Source organism: Bounagaea algeriensis, assembly GCF_054491375.1.
This window is the reverse complement of record NZ_CM137102.1, coordinates 981,626-998,969: the sequence shown is the minus strand read 5'-3', so window position 1 is coordinate 998,969 and position 17,344 is coordinate 981,626. Positions and strand designations below refer to the sequence as shown.

Sequence of the window (17,344 nt, the reverse complement as noted above, 5' to 3'; positions counted from 1 at the left end):
GCCATCCACCGGCCGCAGCCATCAACCGGCCGCAGCCATCAACCGGCCGCAGTCAACCACCGGCCGCAGTCAACCACCGGCCGCAGTCAACCACCGGCGGGGCGAGACCTGACCGTGGCTGCACCCCGCAAGCGCCTCACCTGACCGAGGGGTTTGTACATTTCTCGAGAAACGTACAAACCCCAGGTCAGGGAAGTCGCAGGCGAGGCGGGAGCTCCGGGCCGATCACGATCCGGGCACGGCACATCGCACGGGGTTTTCACCCGAAAGACGCACTGCCATGCTGCGTGTCCGCGGTGAGAGGTCTCGCGGTGAGGGGTCGAGGCTTCAACGAAGAACCTGGAGGCACGCATGGCCGCCGGATTCCTGGATCGCAGCAGGATCGTGGCACCGCTGGACTGGAACCGATGGCTCATCCCGCCCGCCGCGCTGTCGGTGCACCTGGCGATCGGCCAGGTCTACGCGTGGAGCGTGTTCAAACCGCCGCTGGAAGGCTCGCTCGGGCTGAGCGGGACGCAGAGCGCGCTGCCGTTCCAACTCGCCATCGTCATGCTCGGGCTCTCGGCCGCCTTCGGCGGGACCGTGGTGGAGCGCAACGGCCCCCGCTGGGCGATGTTCGTGTCCCTGGTGTGCTTCTGCACCGGATTCCTCGTCTCCGCGCTCGGCGCGCTGACCGGCCAGTACTGGCTCGTGGTGCTCGGCTACGGCGCGATCGGCGGCATCGGGCTCGGCATCGGCTACATCTCACCGGTGTCCACATTGATCAAGTGGTTCCCGGACCGGCCGGGCATGGCCACCGGCATCGCCATCATGGGCTTCGGCGGTGGCGCGCTGATCGCATCTCCGTGGTCCAACCAGATGCTCGCGTCCTTCGGCACCTCGGCCGACGGGATCGCCGCGAGCTTCGCCGTGCACGGCGTGGTCTACGCGGTGTTCATGACGCTCGGCGTGCTGCTCATCCGCCTGCCCGCCGAGGGTTGGCGGCCGAAGGGATGGCACCCCGAGCGGGCCGCCAGCGGCGGGATGATCACCACCGCCAACGTCGCGGCGAACACGGCCCTGCGCACCCCGCAGTTCTGGTTGCTGTGGACAGTGCTGTGCCTCAACGTCACCGCGGGCATCGGCATCCTGGAGAAGGCCTCGCCGATGATCACCGACTTCTTCGCGGACACCCCCGCGCCGGTCTCGGTCGCGGCTGCGTCCGGATTCGTCGCGATGCTGTCGCTGACGAACATGCTCGGCCGGTTCGTCTGGTCCTCCGCTTCGGACGTCGTGGGCCGCAAGAACATCTACCGCCTCTACCTCGGCGGCGGCGCGCTGCTCTACCTGGCGATCGTGCTCAACGGGGACGCCTCGAAGGCCGTGTTCATCCTCGCCGCGCTGGTGATCCTGTCGTTCTACGGAGCCGGCTTCTCCACCGTTCCCGCGTACCTCAAGGACCTGTTCGGCACCTACCAGGTCGGCGCCATCCACGGCCGCCTGCTCACCGCCTGGTCGGCGGCCGGTGTGCTCGGCCCGCTCATCGTCAACGCGGTGGCAGACAGCCAGGCAGGACTGGGCAAGTCCGGTGTCGAGCTGTACAGCGTGTCGCTGTACATCATGATCGCCCTGCTGGCCGTGGGCTTCGTCGCCAACGAACTGATCCGCCCGGTGCACCCGAAGCACCAACTGCCCAGCGACGAGCGCTCGAAGACCGCGCAGGAGGCCCGCGATGAATGAGCAGACCCCGACGAACCCGCGTCCCGCCCTGCTCGCGGTCACGTGGCTGTGGGTGGTGCTGCCGTTCGGCTACGGCCTCGTCGAGCTCGCGCGCCAGATCGTGCAGCTGTTCACCGGCTGAGGCAGCACCGGGCGGGTGCTCGCCGCGCGCTCACCGGCGGCGGAACGGCCGCCACCCCTTGCGCGGCGCGGCCTCAGCCGCGGTGAGCAGGTGCGGGGCGCGTTCGCGGACGAGCTCCTCGACCTGGCGGAAACGCGGGTTGACGAGGGCGCGGTCACCGACGAAGACGGTGGGCACGGTTTCGTCGCCGCCCGTGGCCTCGCGGACCCGGTCCGCCGCGTCCCGGTCCTGCCAGATGTTGATCTCCCGCACGGGCAGGCCGCTGCGGCGCAGCGGACGCCGCAGCGCCATGCAGAACGGGCAGCCAGGCCGCCAGTAGAACTCGACGGCGCCGATCGACGCCGGGGACTCGTCAGCGTGGTCGTTGGCCATGCACCGCAATCTACGCCGCCGGTGCGGAGCACGGCTCACTGCGCGAGCCGGCGAAGGCGTGCAGGTCCGGTCGTCGGTACCGTCGTCAGCGCAGATCGCGGTGCCGGAAACCGGGGGTGGGCGTTGTCCGTCGACTCGGTGCGTGCGCTCGCGCGCCCGTTGCGCACGCTGGATCCCGACAGCCGCGAGCACGCCGACCTCGACCCGCTGCGCGAGGTGATCGGTGATGCGCGGGTGGTCTGCCTCGGTGAGAGCACGCATTTCGCATCGGAGTTGTACCGCCTGCGCGACCGGGTGCTGCGCTTGCTCGTGCGGGAGTTGGGCTTTTCCGCGTTCGTGCTGGAATCCGGGCTGCCGGAGGGCCTGGCCGTGCACGACTGGGTGCGCGGTGCTCCGGGACGGCTGCCGACGATCGCCCGCGACGGCACCACGTGGGCGATGGGACGTTGCACGGAGATGCACGACCAGCTGCGCTGGATGCGGGAGCGCAGCGCCATGAGCGATCGCCCCGTCGGGTTCTACGGCATGGACGTCCCGGGCTGGCTGAGCAACCCGGCCCCCGGGGTGAACGCGTGCCTGGCACGGCTCGAACCGCGCGCGGGGGACGAACGGCTGCGGGCGATGGCCGAGCTCGGCGAGCGCACCAGCGCGCCGGCACCGGACGGATCGGAAACCGCACCGGTGCCGGACGGACTTCCCGGACGCCTCGATCAGCTGCTCGAACGCGCGGAGTCCGCCGGCGACCGGTTGGCGGTGCAGTGCGCGCGCGGCGCCCGGCGAGTCGTGGAGTTCCTGGAGCACGGCCTGCACCCGGGCCCCGGACGGAACCTGCGCAACGAGGTGATGGCCGAGAACCTGCGCTGGATCCTCGAACGCGAGGAGCGCGTGCTGGTCAGCGCGCACAACGTGCACCTGCAACGCGTGCCGTCCTTCGACGGGACCGACCCCCTCGGACGGCTGTTGGGCCCCGAGCTCGGCGAGGACCTGGTGGTGATCGGCACGACCCGGGCCGGCGGACCGGTTCCCGACCCCGACCTGGCCGCCGGACCGGAGCACCGGTACGCCACCTCCGCCGGCGCACCGGTGGCCCCGCCGCACTCGCTCGATGCGCTGTTGGACACCGCGGGGCCGCTGCACCTGACCGATCTGCGGCACGTGGCGAGCGAGGCTCGCACCGGGACCACCGCGATGCTGGGCCAGCACGCGGTCCTCGAGCTGGACCCGTTCGAGGCGTTCGACGCCATCGTGCACGTTCGGGAGCTCACCCCGGTGCACGGCGCGGAAGACACCCGCACCTGACCGGACGCGCCCGCGGGCCTCGCACGGACGAGCAGGCACTGGTCACCGCGCGAAAAGAGATCACCGCACTGGGTGCCTGAAACGACGCTGGTGAACGTTCTGCTTCCGTCACGGCTGCGCACCTTTTCAGTTGCGGCGGAGCAGCAGGCTGCCACCCCACAAGAGGAAGAGAATCGCGATTCCTATGCGCGCCGGGGGCGGGCCGTCGGTGTGCGTCCCTCCGGGAACCTCCCAGGTGCACGTACGACCCGGCGGAAGCCACGACCAACCAGCGGTGCCGTGGAAGGACGAGGTGGGAGTCAGCGGGCATGCCGCCGGTCCGCTGAAGTACCACTCGATCGCCATGAGGACGATCCAGCCGAGCAGGGCGAGTGCCCACAGCGCACCGAGGCCGGTGATCCACCGACCCTGCCTGCTTCCACTCGTCGTATCGGCGTCTGCTCGCAATTCGGCTCCTCCGACGAACGCCCTGAACCTGCTGCCCACGAACTGGGTTTTCGATCAACTCGCGGCCGTGTCCTGCCAGGTGCCGCAGCACGTCGTCCCCGTCCGATCGACAACGGCCGGGCCGTCTTTCGACTACAGCGGTCCGAGCACGTCGTAGCGGAGCTGCACCATCCCGTTTCCGAAGCGTCGTTCGTCGACGAGCTCGAGCTCTGCTCCCAGCTCCGCCGGCAAGCAGCTCTTACCTGCTCCGACGAGCACCGGCACGGCCATGAGCTGGAGCTCGTCGATCAGGTTGGATCGGAAGGCGTGACCGGCCAGCTCGGGGCCGGCGATGTTCAGATCGGAGCTGCAGGCCGCTTTCAACTGCCGGACCGACTCGGGGTCGAATTCGCGTTCCAGCTTGGTCCTGCTGGTGAACACCCGCGGCAACGTGGTGGAGTAGACGACCTTGTCGGCGGCTTGCCACACCTCGGCGAACTCGGCTGACTTGGGTGATTGGGCGGCCGCTGCGGGATCGGTCTCCCAGACCGCCATGAGCTCGTACATGCGGCGTCCGTACAGGTAGGTGCCGACGGCTCGTTCCTGCGCGTTCACGAAGTCGAGCACCTCTTCGCTGGGCACCGCCCAGTCGAAGTTGCCGGCCCGGTCGGCGACGTAGCCGTCGAGGGAGCAGATCACCGAGTAGATCAGCCGCGCCATGGAACACCTCCACCGGGTGTGTGCGCTGGTCGCCGAAGCACAGCCGTCCGCAGGGCGGACTGACCTCGACGCCACAACTCGTCACGCATCGCAGTTCAGCGACCGCCGTTGCGCCGAGGGCCTCCCCATCGTCGGCCCGTTCCGCACGCACGGCAACGGCGCCCGGGACCGTCCGGACAGCGGTGCTGCCCGACAGCGGTTGAGCGCATTCGGGCACAGCCCCATCGGCGTGACCACGAACGTCTACGCCCACGTGCTCGACGACAGCAAGCGGGAGATGACCAGCCGGATGGACCGCTTCCCGAGCGAGGACTGATGTCAGCCGTAGATGTCAAATGCGGATGTCAAATGCGGATGTCAAATGCGGATGTCAAATGCGGATGCGAAAAGGGGCCACCGGAAGAATCCGGTGGCCCCTTTTCGCTGGTGGAGCTGAGGGGATTCGAACCCCTGACCCTCTGACTGCCAGTCAGATGCGCTACCACTGCGCCACAGCCCCGTGTGCTCTTGGTGGCAACTCGGGCTCGCCGTTTCCGGTCCCTTCCGTTGCCTGCGGTGGACACTCTACACGACCTTCACGCTCGGCCTCGCAGGGGGCCTCCGCCCCGCAGGTGCCCTGGAAACAGCGCTGAACCGCCGCCCACGCCCGCACGCCCCGAACACCGCGCGAACGACTGCCCCGCAAGCCGCTCGGCCGGGCCTACCGCGCGTCGCCGTGAGCTGTTACACCATGAAGTGTGACCGCGACTCAACGCGTTTCTCCCCCACTGGTCGCGCCGGAGGTGGAGGGGGCGGACCCGGAAAGACGGCGCACCAACCAGCAACGCCGCCTGCGCCGGCTCATCGATCGGCTGCTGCACGCGGACGGTGTGCAGGGCCGCCGCCTGCGGGAAGCGGGGGTGTCCGCGGGTGCGGACGTGACGATCGACGACCTGCCCCGCCTGCCGTTCACCGGCAAGCAGGACTTCGCGGAGCACTACCCCTTCGGGCTCCGCACCGCGGAGGAGGACGAGGTCGTGTGCGTGCACGGCTCCTCCGGCACCAGCGGCCGCCCGACGCTCGTGCCCTACACCACGCACGACATCGACGTGTGGTCCGAGGTCATGGCCCGCGCGCTCGGCGGCGCCGGGGCCACCCGCCGCAGCCTGGTGCACTGCGCCTACGGCTACGGCCTGTTCACCGGCGGGCTCGGGGTGCACCACGGCACGGTGCGGCTCGGCGGCACCGTGCTGCCGGCTTCCAGCGGCGCCACCGACCGACAGCTGCGGCTGCTGCTGGACCTGGCCCCGGACGTGCTGTGCTGCACCCCGTCCTACGCCGTCTACCTCGGGGAGGCGTTCCGCTCGACCGGCATCACACCCGAGCAGCTCTCGCTGCGCTACGGCGTGTTCGGCGCGGAGCTGTGGACCGAGGAAATGCGCGCGGAGATCGAAGAGCTGCTCGGCCTGCGGGCGCTGAACATCTACGGGCTCACCGAGGTCATCGGACCCGGGGTGGCCTGCGAATCCCTCGACTCGCAGGGCATGCTCAACATCGCCGAGGACCACTTCTACCCCGAGGTGGTCGACGCCGACGGCACCGCCCTGCCGGACGGCGTGCCCGGTGAGCTCGTGTTCACCACGCTCACCAAGACCGGCATGCCGCTGCTGCGCTACCGCACCGGCGACACCGCCTCGCTGCACCCGCCGTCGCCGGACTCACCGCGCACGCTGCGGCGCATGGGACGCGTGCTCGGGCGCACCGACGACATGCTCATCATCCGCGGGGTCAACGTCTACCCCGCGGAGATCGAACAGGTGCTGCTGGCCGACGCGCGCGTGGCGCCGCACTACCTGATCGTGGAGGACCGGCGCGACAGCTCCCGCCCGGAGCTGCGCATCGGCGTCGAGGTGCACGGTTCGGGGCAGAACACCGAGCAGCTGGAGCAGGAGCTGGCCACCGCGCTGCGCAACCGCCTCGGCTTCAGCTGTGCGGTGCGAGCGTTCCCGCCGCACCACATCCCCCGGGCCGAATCGGGCAAGACGACCCGGCTGGTGCGGTGGCGCCACGGCCCGCCCCCGCTGCCGGGCCTGGAATGAGACGTCCTCACCGGTGCGCCCGGCAGGGCAGAGGGGCTGCCGAGAACTGCGTCATCCGAGTTCACGGCGAGGGGTGGACGTTTCTCGAGAAAAGTCGGGAACTTTTCTCGAGAAACGTCCACACCCCCGGCGGGTGAGTTCGAAGCAGCGGGGGCCGGTGCTACCCGGCCTGGTCCTTGGGTTGGGGCAGGCCGCGGGTGTTCGCCGCCTTGACGAACTCGGCGCGCGGGTGGTGCAGCTCGCCGAGCGCCACCAGCTGGCGCCGCAGCGGCAGCTCCATCAGCCAGTCGCCGAGGATGCGGCCCTTCGACGACCACGTGGGCATCTTGGCCAGGTGGTAGACGCGGTGCAGCAGCCACGCCGGCAGCCCCTTGAGCTTCACGCCGTAGACCTCGGCCGCGCCCTGGTAGAGGCCCAGCCCGGCCACGGACCCGGCGTGCTTGTGCTTGTACACCTGCATCGGCTCATCGCGCAGCACGGCCAGCAGGTTGTCGGCGAGCACGCGCGCCTCCCGCACGGCGTGCTGCGCCGACGGGCCCAGCGTGGCGTCGGGGTCCTTGCTGGTCAGATCGGGCACGGCGGCGCAGTCACCGGCGGCGAACACGTTGTCGGTCCCGCGCACCTGCAGCTGCGTGGTGCACTGCACGCGGCCCGCGCCGTCCCGCGGCAGGTCGCTCTCCTCGAGCATCGGGTGCGCCTTCACGCCCGCGGTCCACACGACGGTGTCGGTTTCGAACTCGTCGCCGTCGGAGAGCTGGGCGTAGCCGTCGGTGAAGGAGTGCGCCGTGGTGCCCAGCTTCACCTCGATGCCGCGCTCTTCGAGCCGACGACGGGTGTAGTCGCCCATCGCGGGGCTGACCTCGGGCATGATGCGGTCCATCGCCTCGATGAGCACCCAGCGCATGTCGCGCTTCCGCAGCTGCGGGTAGTGCTCCATCGCGTGGCGGGCCATGCATTCCAGTTCGGCCATGGCTTCGATGCCCGCGTACCCGCCGCCGACGAAGGTGAAGGTCAGCAGCCGGCGCCGCAGCTTCTCGTCGGCCGTGCTCGCCGCGATGTCCAGCCGGGACAGCACGTGGTTGCGCAGGTAGATCGCCTCGCCGACCGTCTTGAAGCCCACGCCCTGCTCGGCCAGCCCGGGGATCGGCAGCGCGCGCGAGATCGAACCGGGCACGACGACGAGGTAGTCGTACCCGAGCTGCTCCTCGGTGCCGTCGGCCAGCGTCGTGCTCACGCGCTGGTGCTCCTGGTCGATGCCGCTGACCTGCGCGGTGAGCACTTCGCACCGGGGCAGGGCCGCGCGCAGCGGCACGACGACGTGCCGCGGTTCGAGCGAGCCGGCCGCCGCTTCGGGCAGGAACGGCTGGTAGGTCATGTGCGGCTGCGTGTCGACCAGGGTCACACGTGCCTCCTGCGGCCGGACCTTCTCCTGCAGCCGCAAGGCCAGGGTCAAGCCGACGTGCCCGCCTCCGATGACGACGATGCGCGGCTCAGGCATGGTGCGCCTCCCTCGCGCCGATACGGGTGCGTCGCGGATCGACATCCCGCTCCGGATGCCGCCGCAGGTATTCCTGCTCCAACTCGAACGTGCGGGCGGTGTGCTCCCGCAACGAGTCGTCGGATCCGTGCATGAAGGTCTCTGAGCGCGTGTAGTGCAGGTGCCTCAGTTCGCGCAGCAGTGCGTCCTCGTCGAGTGCGTGACCCGGCACTCCGCTGTGCGTGGTCATGTCGTCCTCCAGCGCTGGCCGGCCTGGCTGCAGTGGCGCCGGACGCGTGCACGACCCGGCGCCACTGCAGACCTACCCGGAGATCGCGGTGCGGAAAACCTGTGATCTGTGGCTTTTCGTCCGCGCAGCACGCCTGCGCGGGCGGCGGTCAGCGCGTCTGCTTCGCACGGGTTTCGGGGGCGGTGGTCCACACGGCGAAGGCCAGCACGGCCGCGAGCCCGGTGGCGGTGAACGCCAGTTGGAACGACACGGCGTCGGCGATCATGCCGGTCACGAGCGGGCCGAGGATCGCCCCGAGGTCGGCCGACATCTGGAAGCCGGCCAGCACCGGTCCGCCGCTGCCCTTGCTGCCGACCACGTCGGCCACGGCGGCGTTCTGCGCCGGGTTGAGCAGGCCGGCGCCGATTCCGGCGATCAACGAGGCGAGCAGGAACCACACGATCGTGCCACTGAAGCCCAGGGCCACGCTGCCCGCGGCGGAGACGGCGAGTCCGAGCAGCACGAGGGGTTTGCGCCCGTAGGCGTCGGAGAGCCGTCCGGACACGAGCAGCACGGCGGCGTTGCCGGCGGCGAACACGGACAGCGCCACCCCGGACATCGAGCGGTCGACGTGCAGCACCTCGACGACGAACAGCGGGATGAGCGACATGCGCACGCCGAAGACGGCCCAGCCGTTGCTGAAGTTGGACAGCAGCGCGGCACGGTAGCTGCGCAGCCGCAGCGCGCTGCGCACGCTCATGGCCGGTCGCTCGCCGCCGGTGGCGGGGGCGGCGAGCCGGGAACGGCGCAGCATCAGCCAGCCGACCAGGGTCGCCAGCGCCAGCGCCACCGCGTAGGAGACGAACGGAAGGCGCAGCGAGAACCCGACGAGCACACCACCGACGATCGGACCGCTGATGTTGCCGAGCAGGAAGCTCGTCGCCCACATCCCGGTGGCGCGGCCGCGCAGGTGCGGCGGGGCCAGCCGCACGAGCAGGGCGACGCCGGAGACGGTGAACATGGTCGAGCCGATGCCGCCGAGCCCGCGGAACAGCAGCAGCTGCCAGTACGCCCCGGCGAGCGCGCAGGCCGCCGTGCTCACGCCGACGATGGCGATGCCCCACAGGTAGACGGGCCGTTCGCCGAAGAAACCCACGAGCCGGCCGCTGACCGGGGCGAAGGCCAGGCGCATGAAGGCGAAACCGCTGATGACCATGGACACGGCGGTGACGCCGACGTTGAAGCTGGTGGCGAAGGCGGGCAGGGCGGGCGCGACGATGCCGGTGCCGACGGCGATGATGAAGTTGCCGAAGACGAGGATCCAGATCTCCGAGGGCATCCGCTCCGCGGCGGGGTTCGCCGACGCGCCCTCGGGGGCGTCGCCGGAGTGCGCCGGTGCTCCTGCCGACCCACCCACGCAGACCTCCTTCGCTCGGCGAACGGACAGGCAAGCACGCCGACCACCGCCGCTGAAAGACGCGTGTGCCAATGCGCACAACACCGCCGAGCGGTGACTGATTCCCGCGGGAGCGGCCGCGCGCTGCTCCCGGCAGGTCGGCGGAACGCTCAGAGCAGTTCGTCGATGCTGCGGGCATAGGTCGTCACCGGGTAGACGGTTTCGAAACCGCACTTCTCGGCGAAGCGCTCGGCCACCCCGCCTTCTTCGCCGTGCGCGGCGACGAGCAGGGCACCGCGCTCGCGCAGCGCCTGCACCGTCTCCCGCGCCAACGCCTGGCCGAGCCCGCGGCGCCGGCGCCCCGGGCGCACGTGCAGCTGTTCGACGAGCCCCACCCCGCGGTGGACGTAGCCCTGGGCGAACCCCGCGACCCGTTCGTCGCCGGTGTCGGTGGTCTCGGCGACGACGCGCAGCACGCAGTGCGCATCGTCCACCCGGTGGCCGAGGTTGCGCTGCAGCCGTTGCTCGGCGGTGGTCGACAGCCCTTCCTCGTCGGCGAGCAGTTCGACGATCCCGGGCAGATCCTCGCCGGTGCAGCGGCGGGTGTGCTCGGTACCGGCCTGCTCGACGCGGTGCAGCAGCGCCACCCCCTCCTCGACCGCCCGCCAGCCCGTGTCGTCGGCGATGCCGTCGATCTCGGCAACGGTCGTCGGGGAGGCGTGCACGACGGCTTCGGCACGTCCGGCTTCGGCGAAGACCTGCTCCAGCTCCAGCAGCGTGTTGCCGACCTCGGCGAGCGTTCCCCACAGCCCGCAGGCGTGGTTGGCCTGCGACAGCGGGTTGTCCTGGTTGAGCACGACCGTCGCCGCCCCCACCCGGGTCCGGGTGCCGTACCGCACCACGGCCGAGGCCATCCGGGTGTTCTCCACCAGCCCCGCGAGGTCGCGCGCTTGCCGCGGGCTCAGCAGCGCCTCGTCGTCCGGATCGTGCAATGGGTCCACCCGGCCATTCTGACCGCACGATCGGCGGCCGGTGCACTCGCCCGGTCGGGCCTTTCCGCGCGCACACGGGTGACCCGCCGCGCAGCACTGTCCACACCGGAGCCTTCGCGCGGATGCCGCGCCCTACCTGCTACATCCGGGTGATCAACTCGGCTGTCCCCCGAAAACGCGCCGCACAGCAGTGAAGCCGGCACAGCGCGTGCCCGCGGTGGTGATCCGGAACGCCGGTGCGTTCACCGGGGAGGGCGTTGCGGCGAACGCGGCGGCCGGTTCGTCCCGCGCTGCGCCGAGCCCTGGGAGGATCCGCGCTGCGTCCGGTCCGCACCGGGACGCGCGCCGGCACCGCCGCGGGAGCGCTGCTGCGAGCCGCCGCGCGCGGACCGCGCGTCCTCGCGTCTGGCCGGCCGGGACGGCCGCGCCTGCGGGAACGGGCGGTTCGCCCACGAGTCGAACAGCAGCAGCAGCCCGACCATGACGAGCGCCACGAAGCCGAGCACCCACGTGCCCAGCACGGCCAGCGCGATCGCGATGATCACCCCGGGAACGGCCGCCAGCCAGCAGAACGGGTCGATGCGCCCGAACGTCTTGAGCGGTTTCACCCCGCCACGCGGCATCGACGAGCTCCTTCCCCTCCGTCGGGGCCGTACCGGCACCCCGACCACGCGGCTGGCCAGCATGCCACACGTGCGCGCCACCACCGACAACGAGGGGCGCGTGCCCAGCAAAATCGCCGAAAGCGGGCAGATTCCGCGCCCGCCGGCCGACCACGGACACGGGCCACCTCAGCCGCGTGCTCCCGGCACGCGCTCCGCCACGCCCACCGAAACGCGGTGCAGGACCCGTTCGAGCGGCCCGCGGCCGAGCAGCCACCGCCACAGACCGCACAGCAGCAGCGTCGCGAAGGTGAACGCGCCGAGCAGCAGCCACGGCCACCGGGCGAAGGCGTCCGCGCTCCCACCCAGCACGGGGATGAGCGCGAGCGCCTGCGCGGTGTAGGTGCTCAGCGCGAGCGCCCCGGTCGCGGCCAGCGGCGACAGCACCGCTGCGCCGCGCGCATCACCGAGGAACAGGCAGACCGCGAGCACGGCCAGGGCGCACCCGCCGGAACCGAGGATCTCGAACGGAGTGCCGGAGTGCGGCCCGGACAGCAGCAGGGCCGCGGGGCCACCGGTGGTGGGCACGGTGCCGAACGTGCTCATCGTCAGCATTTCGAGCGGGTCCGCGCCCGTTTGCTCGCCCAGCGGGCGCAGCAGGTCCAGCAGCGGTTCCAGAGCTCGGACGCCGCCGAAAACGTGCAGCCCGAGCCACGAACCGCCGTAGCCGAGCACGGCCAAGCCCGCTCCGGTGGCGAACACGCGCAGGCGCACGGCGTTCGCGCGCAGGTCGAGACGCCCGAGGGCCATGCCGGCGAGGACGAACGGCATCCACGTCAGCACCGGGTAGGTCCCGGTCAGCAGCAGCCGCAGCACGGCCTGCCCCGCATCGGCGGGCGAGGCCACGTCGGAGAAGGCGATGGCGCCGCCGGCCGTGCTCTGCTCGAGGCCGCTGCGCAGCGCGAACGAGATCACCGGGCCGAGCAGGGCCCAGACGGCGGCGGTGGCGGCGAGCACCGCGGGAGGCATCCGCAGCAGCGGCAGCGCCAGCAGGAAGTACACGCCGTAGAACGACAGGATCACCATGATCGGTGCTCCGAGCTCGGTCAGGACCATGCCCAGCAGGAGGAGCGCCACGGCGCGCACGGCGATGCGCACCCGGTCCCGCCGCAGCGCCGCGCGGTCGCGGGGTGCGCGTCCGCCGCTGAGCAGGGCCAGTGACACCCCGGCCAGGGTGGCGAAGAGGATCGCGGCGTGGCCTGCGGACAACGCGTCGAGGACCGCGGCGGCGGCCCCGCCCTCGCCCGCTGCGAACCGGCTCGGGCCGAAGTGCGCGACGAACATGCCGAGCACGGCCAGGCCGCGGGCGATGTCCACGCCGATCACGCGTGCCGGGCGCGTTCGCGCCGAGCTGCCGGGCGGTTCCGCGGTGGTGCGCGCGGCGCCGGACGCCGCGTCGGGAGCGTTCACATCGTTCACGCTGTCAGCTTGCCCCCGACGCGCCCGCGGACGCGTCGGGCACGAGTCGTGACTTCGACCTGCCCCCGCGGGTGGAGGTGCCTCGCACCGCGGGTTGACCACGTGCTGCTTCCCGACCGGTTCGGCGCGCCCTCCCCGACCGGTCCCGCCCGGCGATCCCGCTGCTCCGAGCGGTCACGCACTGCACGACGAGGCGATGCACGAAAAGGGGCCACCCGCCGGGCGGGTGGCCCCTTTTCGCAGTGCTGTGGAGGTGCCGGGATTCGAACCCGGGTCCTTCGCAGCCTCACCAAGGCTTCTCCGTGCGCAGTCCGCTAAGTCGCTACTCGGCTCCACCGGTCACGCGGACGAGCCGGTGTGACGAGCCCAGTCGCTGTGCGATGTCCCACGAAGCTCCGCGACCGAGCGACGTGGTGAGCCTCCTAGTCGATGCCGGATTTCGGGCCGGAGGCTTACCCCGATCCGACAGAGTCGCTCCTCGCTCAGGCGGCGAGGGCGAACTCGCGCTGACTCTTGTTGTCGGCGCTTATTGGTTACGGCGACGCTTCACGGTGGTCTCCCGCCTGCACCGGCACGCTTCCCTCGGATCAACCTACGAAGTCGAAACCAGTCACCCCCTCGTCCTGACACGGCCGTCCTGACACGGCGTCATCTCGATACCGCGTGTTTCACTACCGCGTATCTCGCTGCTGCGTGTCCCGGCACGGTGTTCGAGCCGTGCACCCAGCATAACGCCCGGGGGCGCGCCGATCATTCCCGGTTCCCGAGATTCATTCCAGCGGGTGCCGGATCGACCCGCTCAGCGGCGCCCCTTCCGGGCCAAGCCGATCGCGCGCTGCATCTCCCGCTCGGCATCGCGCTTGGCCATGTCACGGCGCTTGTCGTGCTTCTGCTTGCCCCGGGCCAACGCCAGCTCGACCTTGGCCTTGCCGTCCGAGAAGTACAACGACAGCGGCACCAGGCTCATTCCGCTTTCCTGGACCCGCCCCAGCAGCTTGGCGATCTCCTCGCCGTGCAGCAGCAGCTTGCGGGAACGCCGCGGTTCGTGGTTGGTCCACGTGCCCTCGGTGTACTCCGGGATGTGCACGTGGCGCAGCCACACCTCGCCGTCGTCCACGGTGGCGAAGCCGTCCACCAGGGACGCCTTGCCCTGGCGGAGGCTCTTCACCTCGGTCCCGGTCAGCACGATGCCGGCCTCGTAGGTGTCCAGCACCGACCAGTCGTGCCGCGCGCGCCGGTTCTGCGCGATCAGCTTGCGACCGCTCTCCTTGCCCATGCGGACAGCCTACAGCCGGACGTACAGCCGCAGCGTCACGTACCCGGTGACCGCCGAGATGCCCGCCGCCACCAGCAGCAGGATCGGCGCCACCACGGCGATGTCGCCCATCCCGATCGGCGGCACGACCCCCGCGGACGCGATCGGCGTGATCATGTTGTCCAGGAAGGCGAACTTCGCGACCACGAGCCCGCCGACCGCGAGCAGCGCGCCGATCAGCCCGGACACGACCGCTTCCAGCAGGAACGGCAACTGCGTGTACCAGCGGGACGCGCCGACGAGGCGCATGATGCCGGTTTCCGTCCTGCGGGTGAACGCGGAGAGCTGGATCGTGTTGGAGATCAGCAGCAGGGCCGCCAGGGCCTGCACCAGCGCCACCGAGAACGTCGCGTTGCGCACCCCGTTGAGCATGTCGAACAGGCGGTCGAGGTACTCGGCCTGGTCGGTGACCGTGTCGACGCCGGGCTGGCCGCTGAACTGCTGCACCAGCGCCTGCGAGCGCGACTCGTCCGAGAGCTTCACCCGCAGCGAGGCCGGCAGCGCCTCCTTGCGGACCACGTCGCGCAGCTCCGGCTGCGACTCGAAGACCCGGTTGAAGTTCTGGAACGCCTCGTCCCGGTTCTCGTAGTTCACCGACTCCACGGCGGGCAGCTGTTGCAGCTCCGAGCTGAGGTTCGAGCACGGCTGCTGGTCGCAGGAGGGGTCGTTGGCGCTGACGTCGTCGGTCATGAACACGACGACCTCGACGCGGTCCTGGTAGGTGGCCTGCATCTTGTCGATCATGCGCACGACGAGCAGGCCACCGCCGAGCAGGCCGACCGAGATCGCGGTCGTCAGGATCATGGCGATCGTCATCGTCACGTTCCGGCGCAGGCCGTTGACGACCTCGCTGAGTACGAAGCTGGCGCGCATCTGAGTTCCCTGGCTGGGTTCGGGGTTCGGGGGAAGCGGGGAGTTACCGGCCCACGCCGTAGACACCGCGGGCGTCGTCCCGGATCACCCGGCCGACACTGAGTTCGACGACGCGGCGGCGCATCGAGTCGACGATCGAGTGGTCGTGCGTGGCCATCAGGACCGTCGTGCCGGTGCGGTTGATGCGCTCCAGCAGCAGCATGATGTCCTGGCTGGTGTCCGGGTCGAGGTTCCCGGTCGGCTCGTCGCACATCAGCACCAGCGGCCGGTTCACGAACGCGCGGGCGATCGCGACCCGCTGCTGCTCACCACCGGAGAGCTCGTGCGGCATCCGGTCGGCGTTGCCGTCCAGCCCGACCAGCTGCAGCACCTCGGGGACGACGCGCCGGATGGTGTGCCGGGGCTTGCCGATGACTTCGAGCGCGAACGCCACGTTCTCGGCGACCGTCTTGTTGTTCAGCAGCCGGAAGTCCTGGAACACGCAGCCGACGCGCTGGCGCAGTCGGGGGACGCGCCGCCGCGGCAGCTTGGCCACGTTCCAGTCACCCACGAGGACCCGGCCCTGGGACGGCACTTCCTCGCGCAGCAGCAGCCGCAGGGCCGTTGACTTCCCCGACCCGGACGGGCCGATGAGGAACACGAACTCGCCCTTGTCGACATGCATCGAAACGTCGTCGAGGGCGGGCCTGGACGACGTCTTGTACGTCTTGGACACGTGCTCGAGGCGGATCACGCCAGCGAAGTCTAGTCACGGGCCGTGCCCGCTCCGCCGCCCGGCCCAGCATGACGGCCTCACCAGTAGTTTCGCCGCAACTACGACACGCCGCGCATCCGAGTGATGACGCAGGCGATTCACCACGTTATGAGGTGATCACGGGGTGATCATGCGCGGTGATCACGCGCGGAGCGCTCCGCAACCGGGGACCACGCAGTGCACACGGAATGTCGGGATGATGCCGCCGCGGGCGGTCCCTCAGCAGCGTTCGGACCCACCGATGAGCGCGCCGGTGCGCGCCCGGGGAATCTGATCCGCCGGGAAGCCGTTCGGCCGGAAGCCGACTCCCCGGGAAGTCGGGTCAGGCCGCTTCCTGCTCCTGCTGGCGGCGCCAGCGGATGCCCGCTTCGAGCAGCCCGTCGATCTCCCCCTCCAGCACGGCCTCCGGATTGCCCACTTCGTAGTTCGTGCGCAGATCCTTGACCATCTGGTACGGGTGCAGCACGTAGGAGCGCATCTGGTTGCCCCAGCTGGTGCCGGAGTCCTTCAGCGCATCCATCTCGGCCCGTTCCTCCTCGCGCTTGCGCGCCAGCAGCTTGGACTGCAGCACGCGCATCGCCGCTTCCCGGTTCTGCAGCTGCGACTTCTCGTTCTGGCAGGACACGACGATGCCCGTCGGCAGGTGGGTGAGGCGCACCGCCGAGTCCGTGGTGTTCACGCTCTGACCGCCGGGCCCCGAGGAGCGGAAGACGTCCATCCGCAGGTCCTTCTCGTGGACCTCGACGTGGTCGGTCTCCTCCACGACGGGCAGCACCTCGACCCCGGCGAAGGAGGTCTGCCGGCGCCCCTGGTTGTCGAACGGGGAGATGCGCACCAGCCGGTGCGTGCCCTGCTCCACCGAGAGCGTTCCGTAGGCGTAGGAGGCGTTCACCCGGAACGTCGCGGACTTCACCCCGGCCTCCTCGGCGTAGGAGGTGTCGTAGATCTCGACCGGGTAGTCGTGGCGCTCGGCCCACCGCACGTACATGCGCATGAGCATCTCGGCGAAGTCGGCCGCGTCCACACCGCCGGCTTCCGCGCGGATGGTGACCATGGCCCCGCGCTCGTCGTACTCGCCGGACAGCAGCGTGCGCACCTCGAGCGCCTCGAGGTCCTCCTTCAGCTGCGCGCGTTCCTGCTCGGCCTGCTGCAGCTCGGCGGTGTCGCCCTCGTCCTCACCGAGCTCGTAGAGGACCTGCAGGTCTTCCAGGCGCTGCCGGAGCGCGGTGACCTTCCGCAGGTCGCTCTGCCGGTGCACGAGCTGGCTGTTGACCCGCTGGGCGTACTCGACGTCCTCCCAGAGGTCGGGCTTGGCCGCTTCGGCCTCCAGCTCGGAGATCTTCGCGCGCAACGACTCCAGGTCCAGCACGCTCTCGATGCTCTCCAGCGTGCTGGACAGTTCCTTGAGTTCAGCGCCGACGTCGGACTTCACGGTTTCAGCGTACTGCACGGATGCGGCTCACCGACATGCGGACGCGTCCCGTCGCGGACG

The 17,344-nt window shown here is 70.5% G+C and carries 17 protein-coding genes, 1 tRNA gene and 1 other RNA gene; 5 read left to right on the top strand and 14 right to left on the bottom strand.

The window, feature by feature from the left end; translation table 11 throughout:
- The first annotated feature begins 351 nt into the window (after window positions 1-351).
- Both ACVGV2_RS04575 and ACVGV2_RS04570 read left to right on the top strand, forming a co-directional pair.
- The gene (locus tag ACVGV2_RS04575; protein WP_459164794.1) at window positions 352-1,719 is read left to right on the top strand and encodes an OFA family MFS transporter; all 1,368 of its coding nucleotides are present in this window, start codon (window positions 352-354) and stop codon (window positions 1,717-1,719) included.
- Entirely contained in the window at window positions 1,712-1,840 is a 129-nt protein-coding gene (locus ACVGV2_RS04570) for an MFS transporter small subunit (RefSeq protein WP_459164793.1), read from the top strand. The genes ACVGV2_RS04575 and ACVGV2_RS04570 overlap by 8 nt, the downstream gene beginning before the upstream one ends.
- A gap of 30 nt (window positions 1,841-1,870) precedes the next feature.
- Here the strand turns inward: ACVGV2_RS04570 and ACVGV2_RS04565 are convergent, their stop codons facing one another.
- A complete protein-coding gene (locus ACVGV2_RS04565) occupies window positions 1,871-2,212 on the bottom strand; it encodes a glutaredoxin family protein (protein WP_459164792.1) in 342 nt (113 codons plus the stop codon).
- 123 nt (window positions 2,213-2,335) lie between these two features.
- Between ACVGV2_RS04565 and ACVGV2_RS04560 the strand changes: the two genes are divergently transcribed.
- Window positions 2,336-3,511, top strand: a complete 1,176-nt coding sequence (locus ACVGV2_RS04560; protein ID WP_459164791.1) for an erythromycin esterase family protein — start codon at window positions 2,336-2,338, stop codon at window positions 3,509-3,511.
- A 579-nt stretch (window positions 3,512-4,090) separates the two neighbouring features.
- On the opposite strand, the gene ACVGV2_RS04555 is transcribed toward ACVGV2_RS04560, so the two are convergent.
- Entirely contained in the window at window positions 4,091-4,657 is a 567-nt protein-coding gene (locus ACVGV2_RS04555; protein WP_459164790.1) for a dihydrofolate reductase family protein, read from the bottom strand.
- Between ACVGV2_RS04555 and ACVGV2_RS04550 the strand changes: the two genes are divergently transcribed.
- The gene (locus ACVGV2_RS04550) at window positions 4,656-4,973 is read left to right on the top strand and encodes a hypothetical protein (RefSeq protein ID WP_459164789.1); all 318 of its coding nucleotides are present in this window, start codon (window positions 4,656-4,658) and stop codon (window positions 4,971-4,973) included. The two genes, ACVGV2_RS04555 and ACVGV2_RS04550, sit on opposite strands and share 2 nt — an antisense overlap.
- A gap of 108 nt (window positions 4,974-5,081) precedes the next feature.
- On the opposite strand, the gene ACVGV2_RS04545 is transcribed toward ACVGV2_RS04550, so the two are convergent.
- Window positions 5,082-5,156: transfer RNA gene (locus tag ACVGV2_RS04545), tRNA-Ala, on the bottom strand.
- A 238-nt stretch (window positions 5,157-5,394) separates the two neighbouring features.
- Between ACVGV2_RS04545 and ACVGV2_RS04540 the strand changes: the two genes are divergently transcribed.
- The gene (locus ACVGV2_RS04540) at window positions 5,395-6,735 is read left to right on the top strand and encodes a phenylacetate--CoA ligase family protein (RefSeq protein WP_459164788.1); all 1,341 of its coding nucleotides are present in this window, start codon (window positions 5,395-5,397) and stop codon (window positions 6,733-6,735) included.
- A gap of 160 nt (window positions 6,736-6,895) precedes the next feature.
- Here the strand turns inward: ACVGV2_RS04540 and ACVGV2_RS04535 are convergent, their stop codons facing one another.
- From ACVGV2_RS04535 to prfB, 11 genes are all read right to left on the bottom strand, one after another.
- Window positions 6,896-8,233, bottom strand: coding sequence for an NAD(P)/FAD-dependent oxidoreductase (locus tag ACVGV2_RS04535; RefSeq protein WP_459164787.1), 1,338 nt, complete (start codon window positions 8,231-8,233; stop codon window positions 6,896-6,898).
- Window positions 8,226-8,462: a DUF6158 family protein gene (locus tag ACVGV2_RS04530; RefSeq protein ID WP_459164786.1), complete on the bottom strand. Its 237-nt coding sequence runs from the start codon at window positions 8,460-8,462 to the stop codon at window positions 8,226-8,228. The genes ACVGV2_RS04535 and ACVGV2_RS04530 overlap by 8 nt, the downstream gene beginning before the upstream one ends.
- Before the next feature lie 148 nt (window positions 8,463-8,610).
- Window positions 8,611-9,780 carry an MFS transporter gene (locus ACVGV2_RS04525; protein ID WP_459165875.1) on the bottom strand — a complete coding sequence of 390 codons (1,170 nt, stop codon included), beginning with the start codon at window positions 9,778-9,780 and terminating at the stop codon, window positions 8,611-8,613.
- A 227-nt stretch (window positions 9,781-10,007) separates the two neighbouring features.
- A complete protein-coding gene (locus tag ACVGV2_RS04520) occupies window positions 10,008-10,838 on the bottom strand; it encodes a GNAT family N-acetyltransferase (protein ID WP_459164785.1) in 831 nt (276 codons plus the stop codon).
- Window positions 10,839-11,071: 233 nt separating this feature from the next.
- Window positions 11,072-11,452 (bottom strand): hypothetical protein, encoded by a 381-nt coding sequence (locus tag ACVGV2_RS04515; protein WP_459164784.1) that lies wholly within the window; start codon window positions 11,450-11,452, stop codon window positions 11,072-11,074.
- 168 nt (window positions 11,453-11,620) lie between these two features.
- Window positions 11,621-12,910: a heparan-alpha-glucosaminide N-acetyltransferase domain-containing protein gene (locus ACVGV2_RS04510; protein ID WP_459164783.1), complete on the bottom strand. Its 1,290-nt coding sequence runs from the start codon at window positions 12,908-12,910 to the stop codon at window positions 11,621-11,623.
- Between the two features lie 245 nt (window positions 12,911-13,155).
- Window positions 13,156-13,528, bottom strand: a transfer-messenger RNA (tmRNA) gene (gene ssrA / locus ACVGV2_RS04505).
- 181 nt (window positions 13,529-13,709) lie between these two features.
- Entirely contained in the window at window positions 13,710-14,186 is a 477-nt protein-coding gene (smpB, locus tag ACVGV2_RS04500; RefSeq protein WP_459164782.1) for an SsrA-binding protein SmpB, read from the bottom strand.
- A gap of 9 nt (window positions 14,187-14,195) precedes the next feature.
- On the bottom strand, window positions 14,196-15,098 hold the full coding sequence (gene ftsX, locus ACVGV2_RS04495) for a permease-like cell division protein FtsX (protein ID WP_459164781.1): 903 nt from the start codon (window positions 15,096-15,098) through the stop codon (window positions 14,196-14,198).
- Between the two features lie 43 nt (window positions 15,099-15,141).
- Complete coding sequence (gene ftsE / locus ACVGV2_RS04490; protein ID WP_459164780.1) at window positions 15,142-15,831, bottom strand: cell division ATP-binding protein FtsE; 690 nt, start codon at window positions 15,829-15,831, stop codon at window positions 15,142-15,144.
- A 343-nt stretch (window positions 15,832-16,174) separates the two neighbouring features.
- Window positions 16,175-17,284 (bottom strand): peptide chain release factor 2, encoded by a 1,110-nt coding sequence (prfB, locus tag ACVGV2_RS04485; protein ID WP_459164779.1) that lies wholly within the window; start codon window positions 17,282-17,284, stop codon window positions 16,175-16,177.
- Window positions 17,285-17,344 lie beyond the last annotated feature (60 nt).

Bases quoted from the DNA above. Each gene is read 5' to 3' on its own strand.
- ACVGV2_RS04565 (WP_459164792.1), bottom strand. From the start codon at position 2,212: ATGGCCAACGACCACGCTGACGAGTCCCCGGCGTCGATCGGCGCCGTC.
- ACVGV2_RS04575 (WP_459164794.1), top strand. From the start codon at position 352: ATGGCCGCCGGATTCCTGGATCGCAGCAGGATCGTGGCACCGCTGGAC.
- ACVGV2_RS04570 (WP_459164793.1), top strand. From the start codon at position 1,712: ATGAATGAGCAGACCCCGACGAACCCGCGTCCCGCCCTGCTCGCGGTC.
- ACVGV2_RS04535 (WP_459164787.1), bottom strand. From the start codon at position 8,233: ATGCCTGAGCCGCGCATCGTCGTCATCGGAGGCGGGCACGTCGGCTTG.
- ACVGV2_RS04525 (WP_459165875.1), bottom strand. From the start codon at position 9,780: ATGCCCTCGGAGATCTGGATCCTCGTCTTCGGCAACTTCATCATCGCC.
- ACVGV2_RS04550 (WP_459164789.1), top strand. From the start codon at position 4,656: ATGGAACACCTCCACCGGGTGTGTGCGCTGGTCGCCGAAGCACAGCCG.
- smpB (WP_459164782.1), bottom strand. From the start codon at position 14,186: ATGGGCAAGGAGAGCGGTCGCAAGCTGATCGCGCAGAACCGGCGCGCG.
- ACVGV2_RS04530 (WP_459164786.1), bottom strand. From the start codon at position 8,462: ATGACCACGCACAGCGGAGTGCCGGGTCACGCACTCGACGAGGACGCA.
- ACVGV2_RS04555 (WP_459164790.1), bottom strand. From the start codon at position 4,657: ATGGCGCGGCTGATCTACTCGGTGATCTGCTCCCTCGACGGCTACGTC.
- ACVGV2_RS04515 (WP_459164784.1), bottom strand. From the start codon at position 11,452: ATGCCGCGTGGCGGGGTGAAACCGCTCAAGACGTTCGGGCGCATCGAC.
- ftsX (WP_459164781.1), bottom strand. From the start codon at position 15,098: ATGCGCGCCAGCTTCGTACTCAGCGAGGTCGTCAACGGCCTGCGCCGG.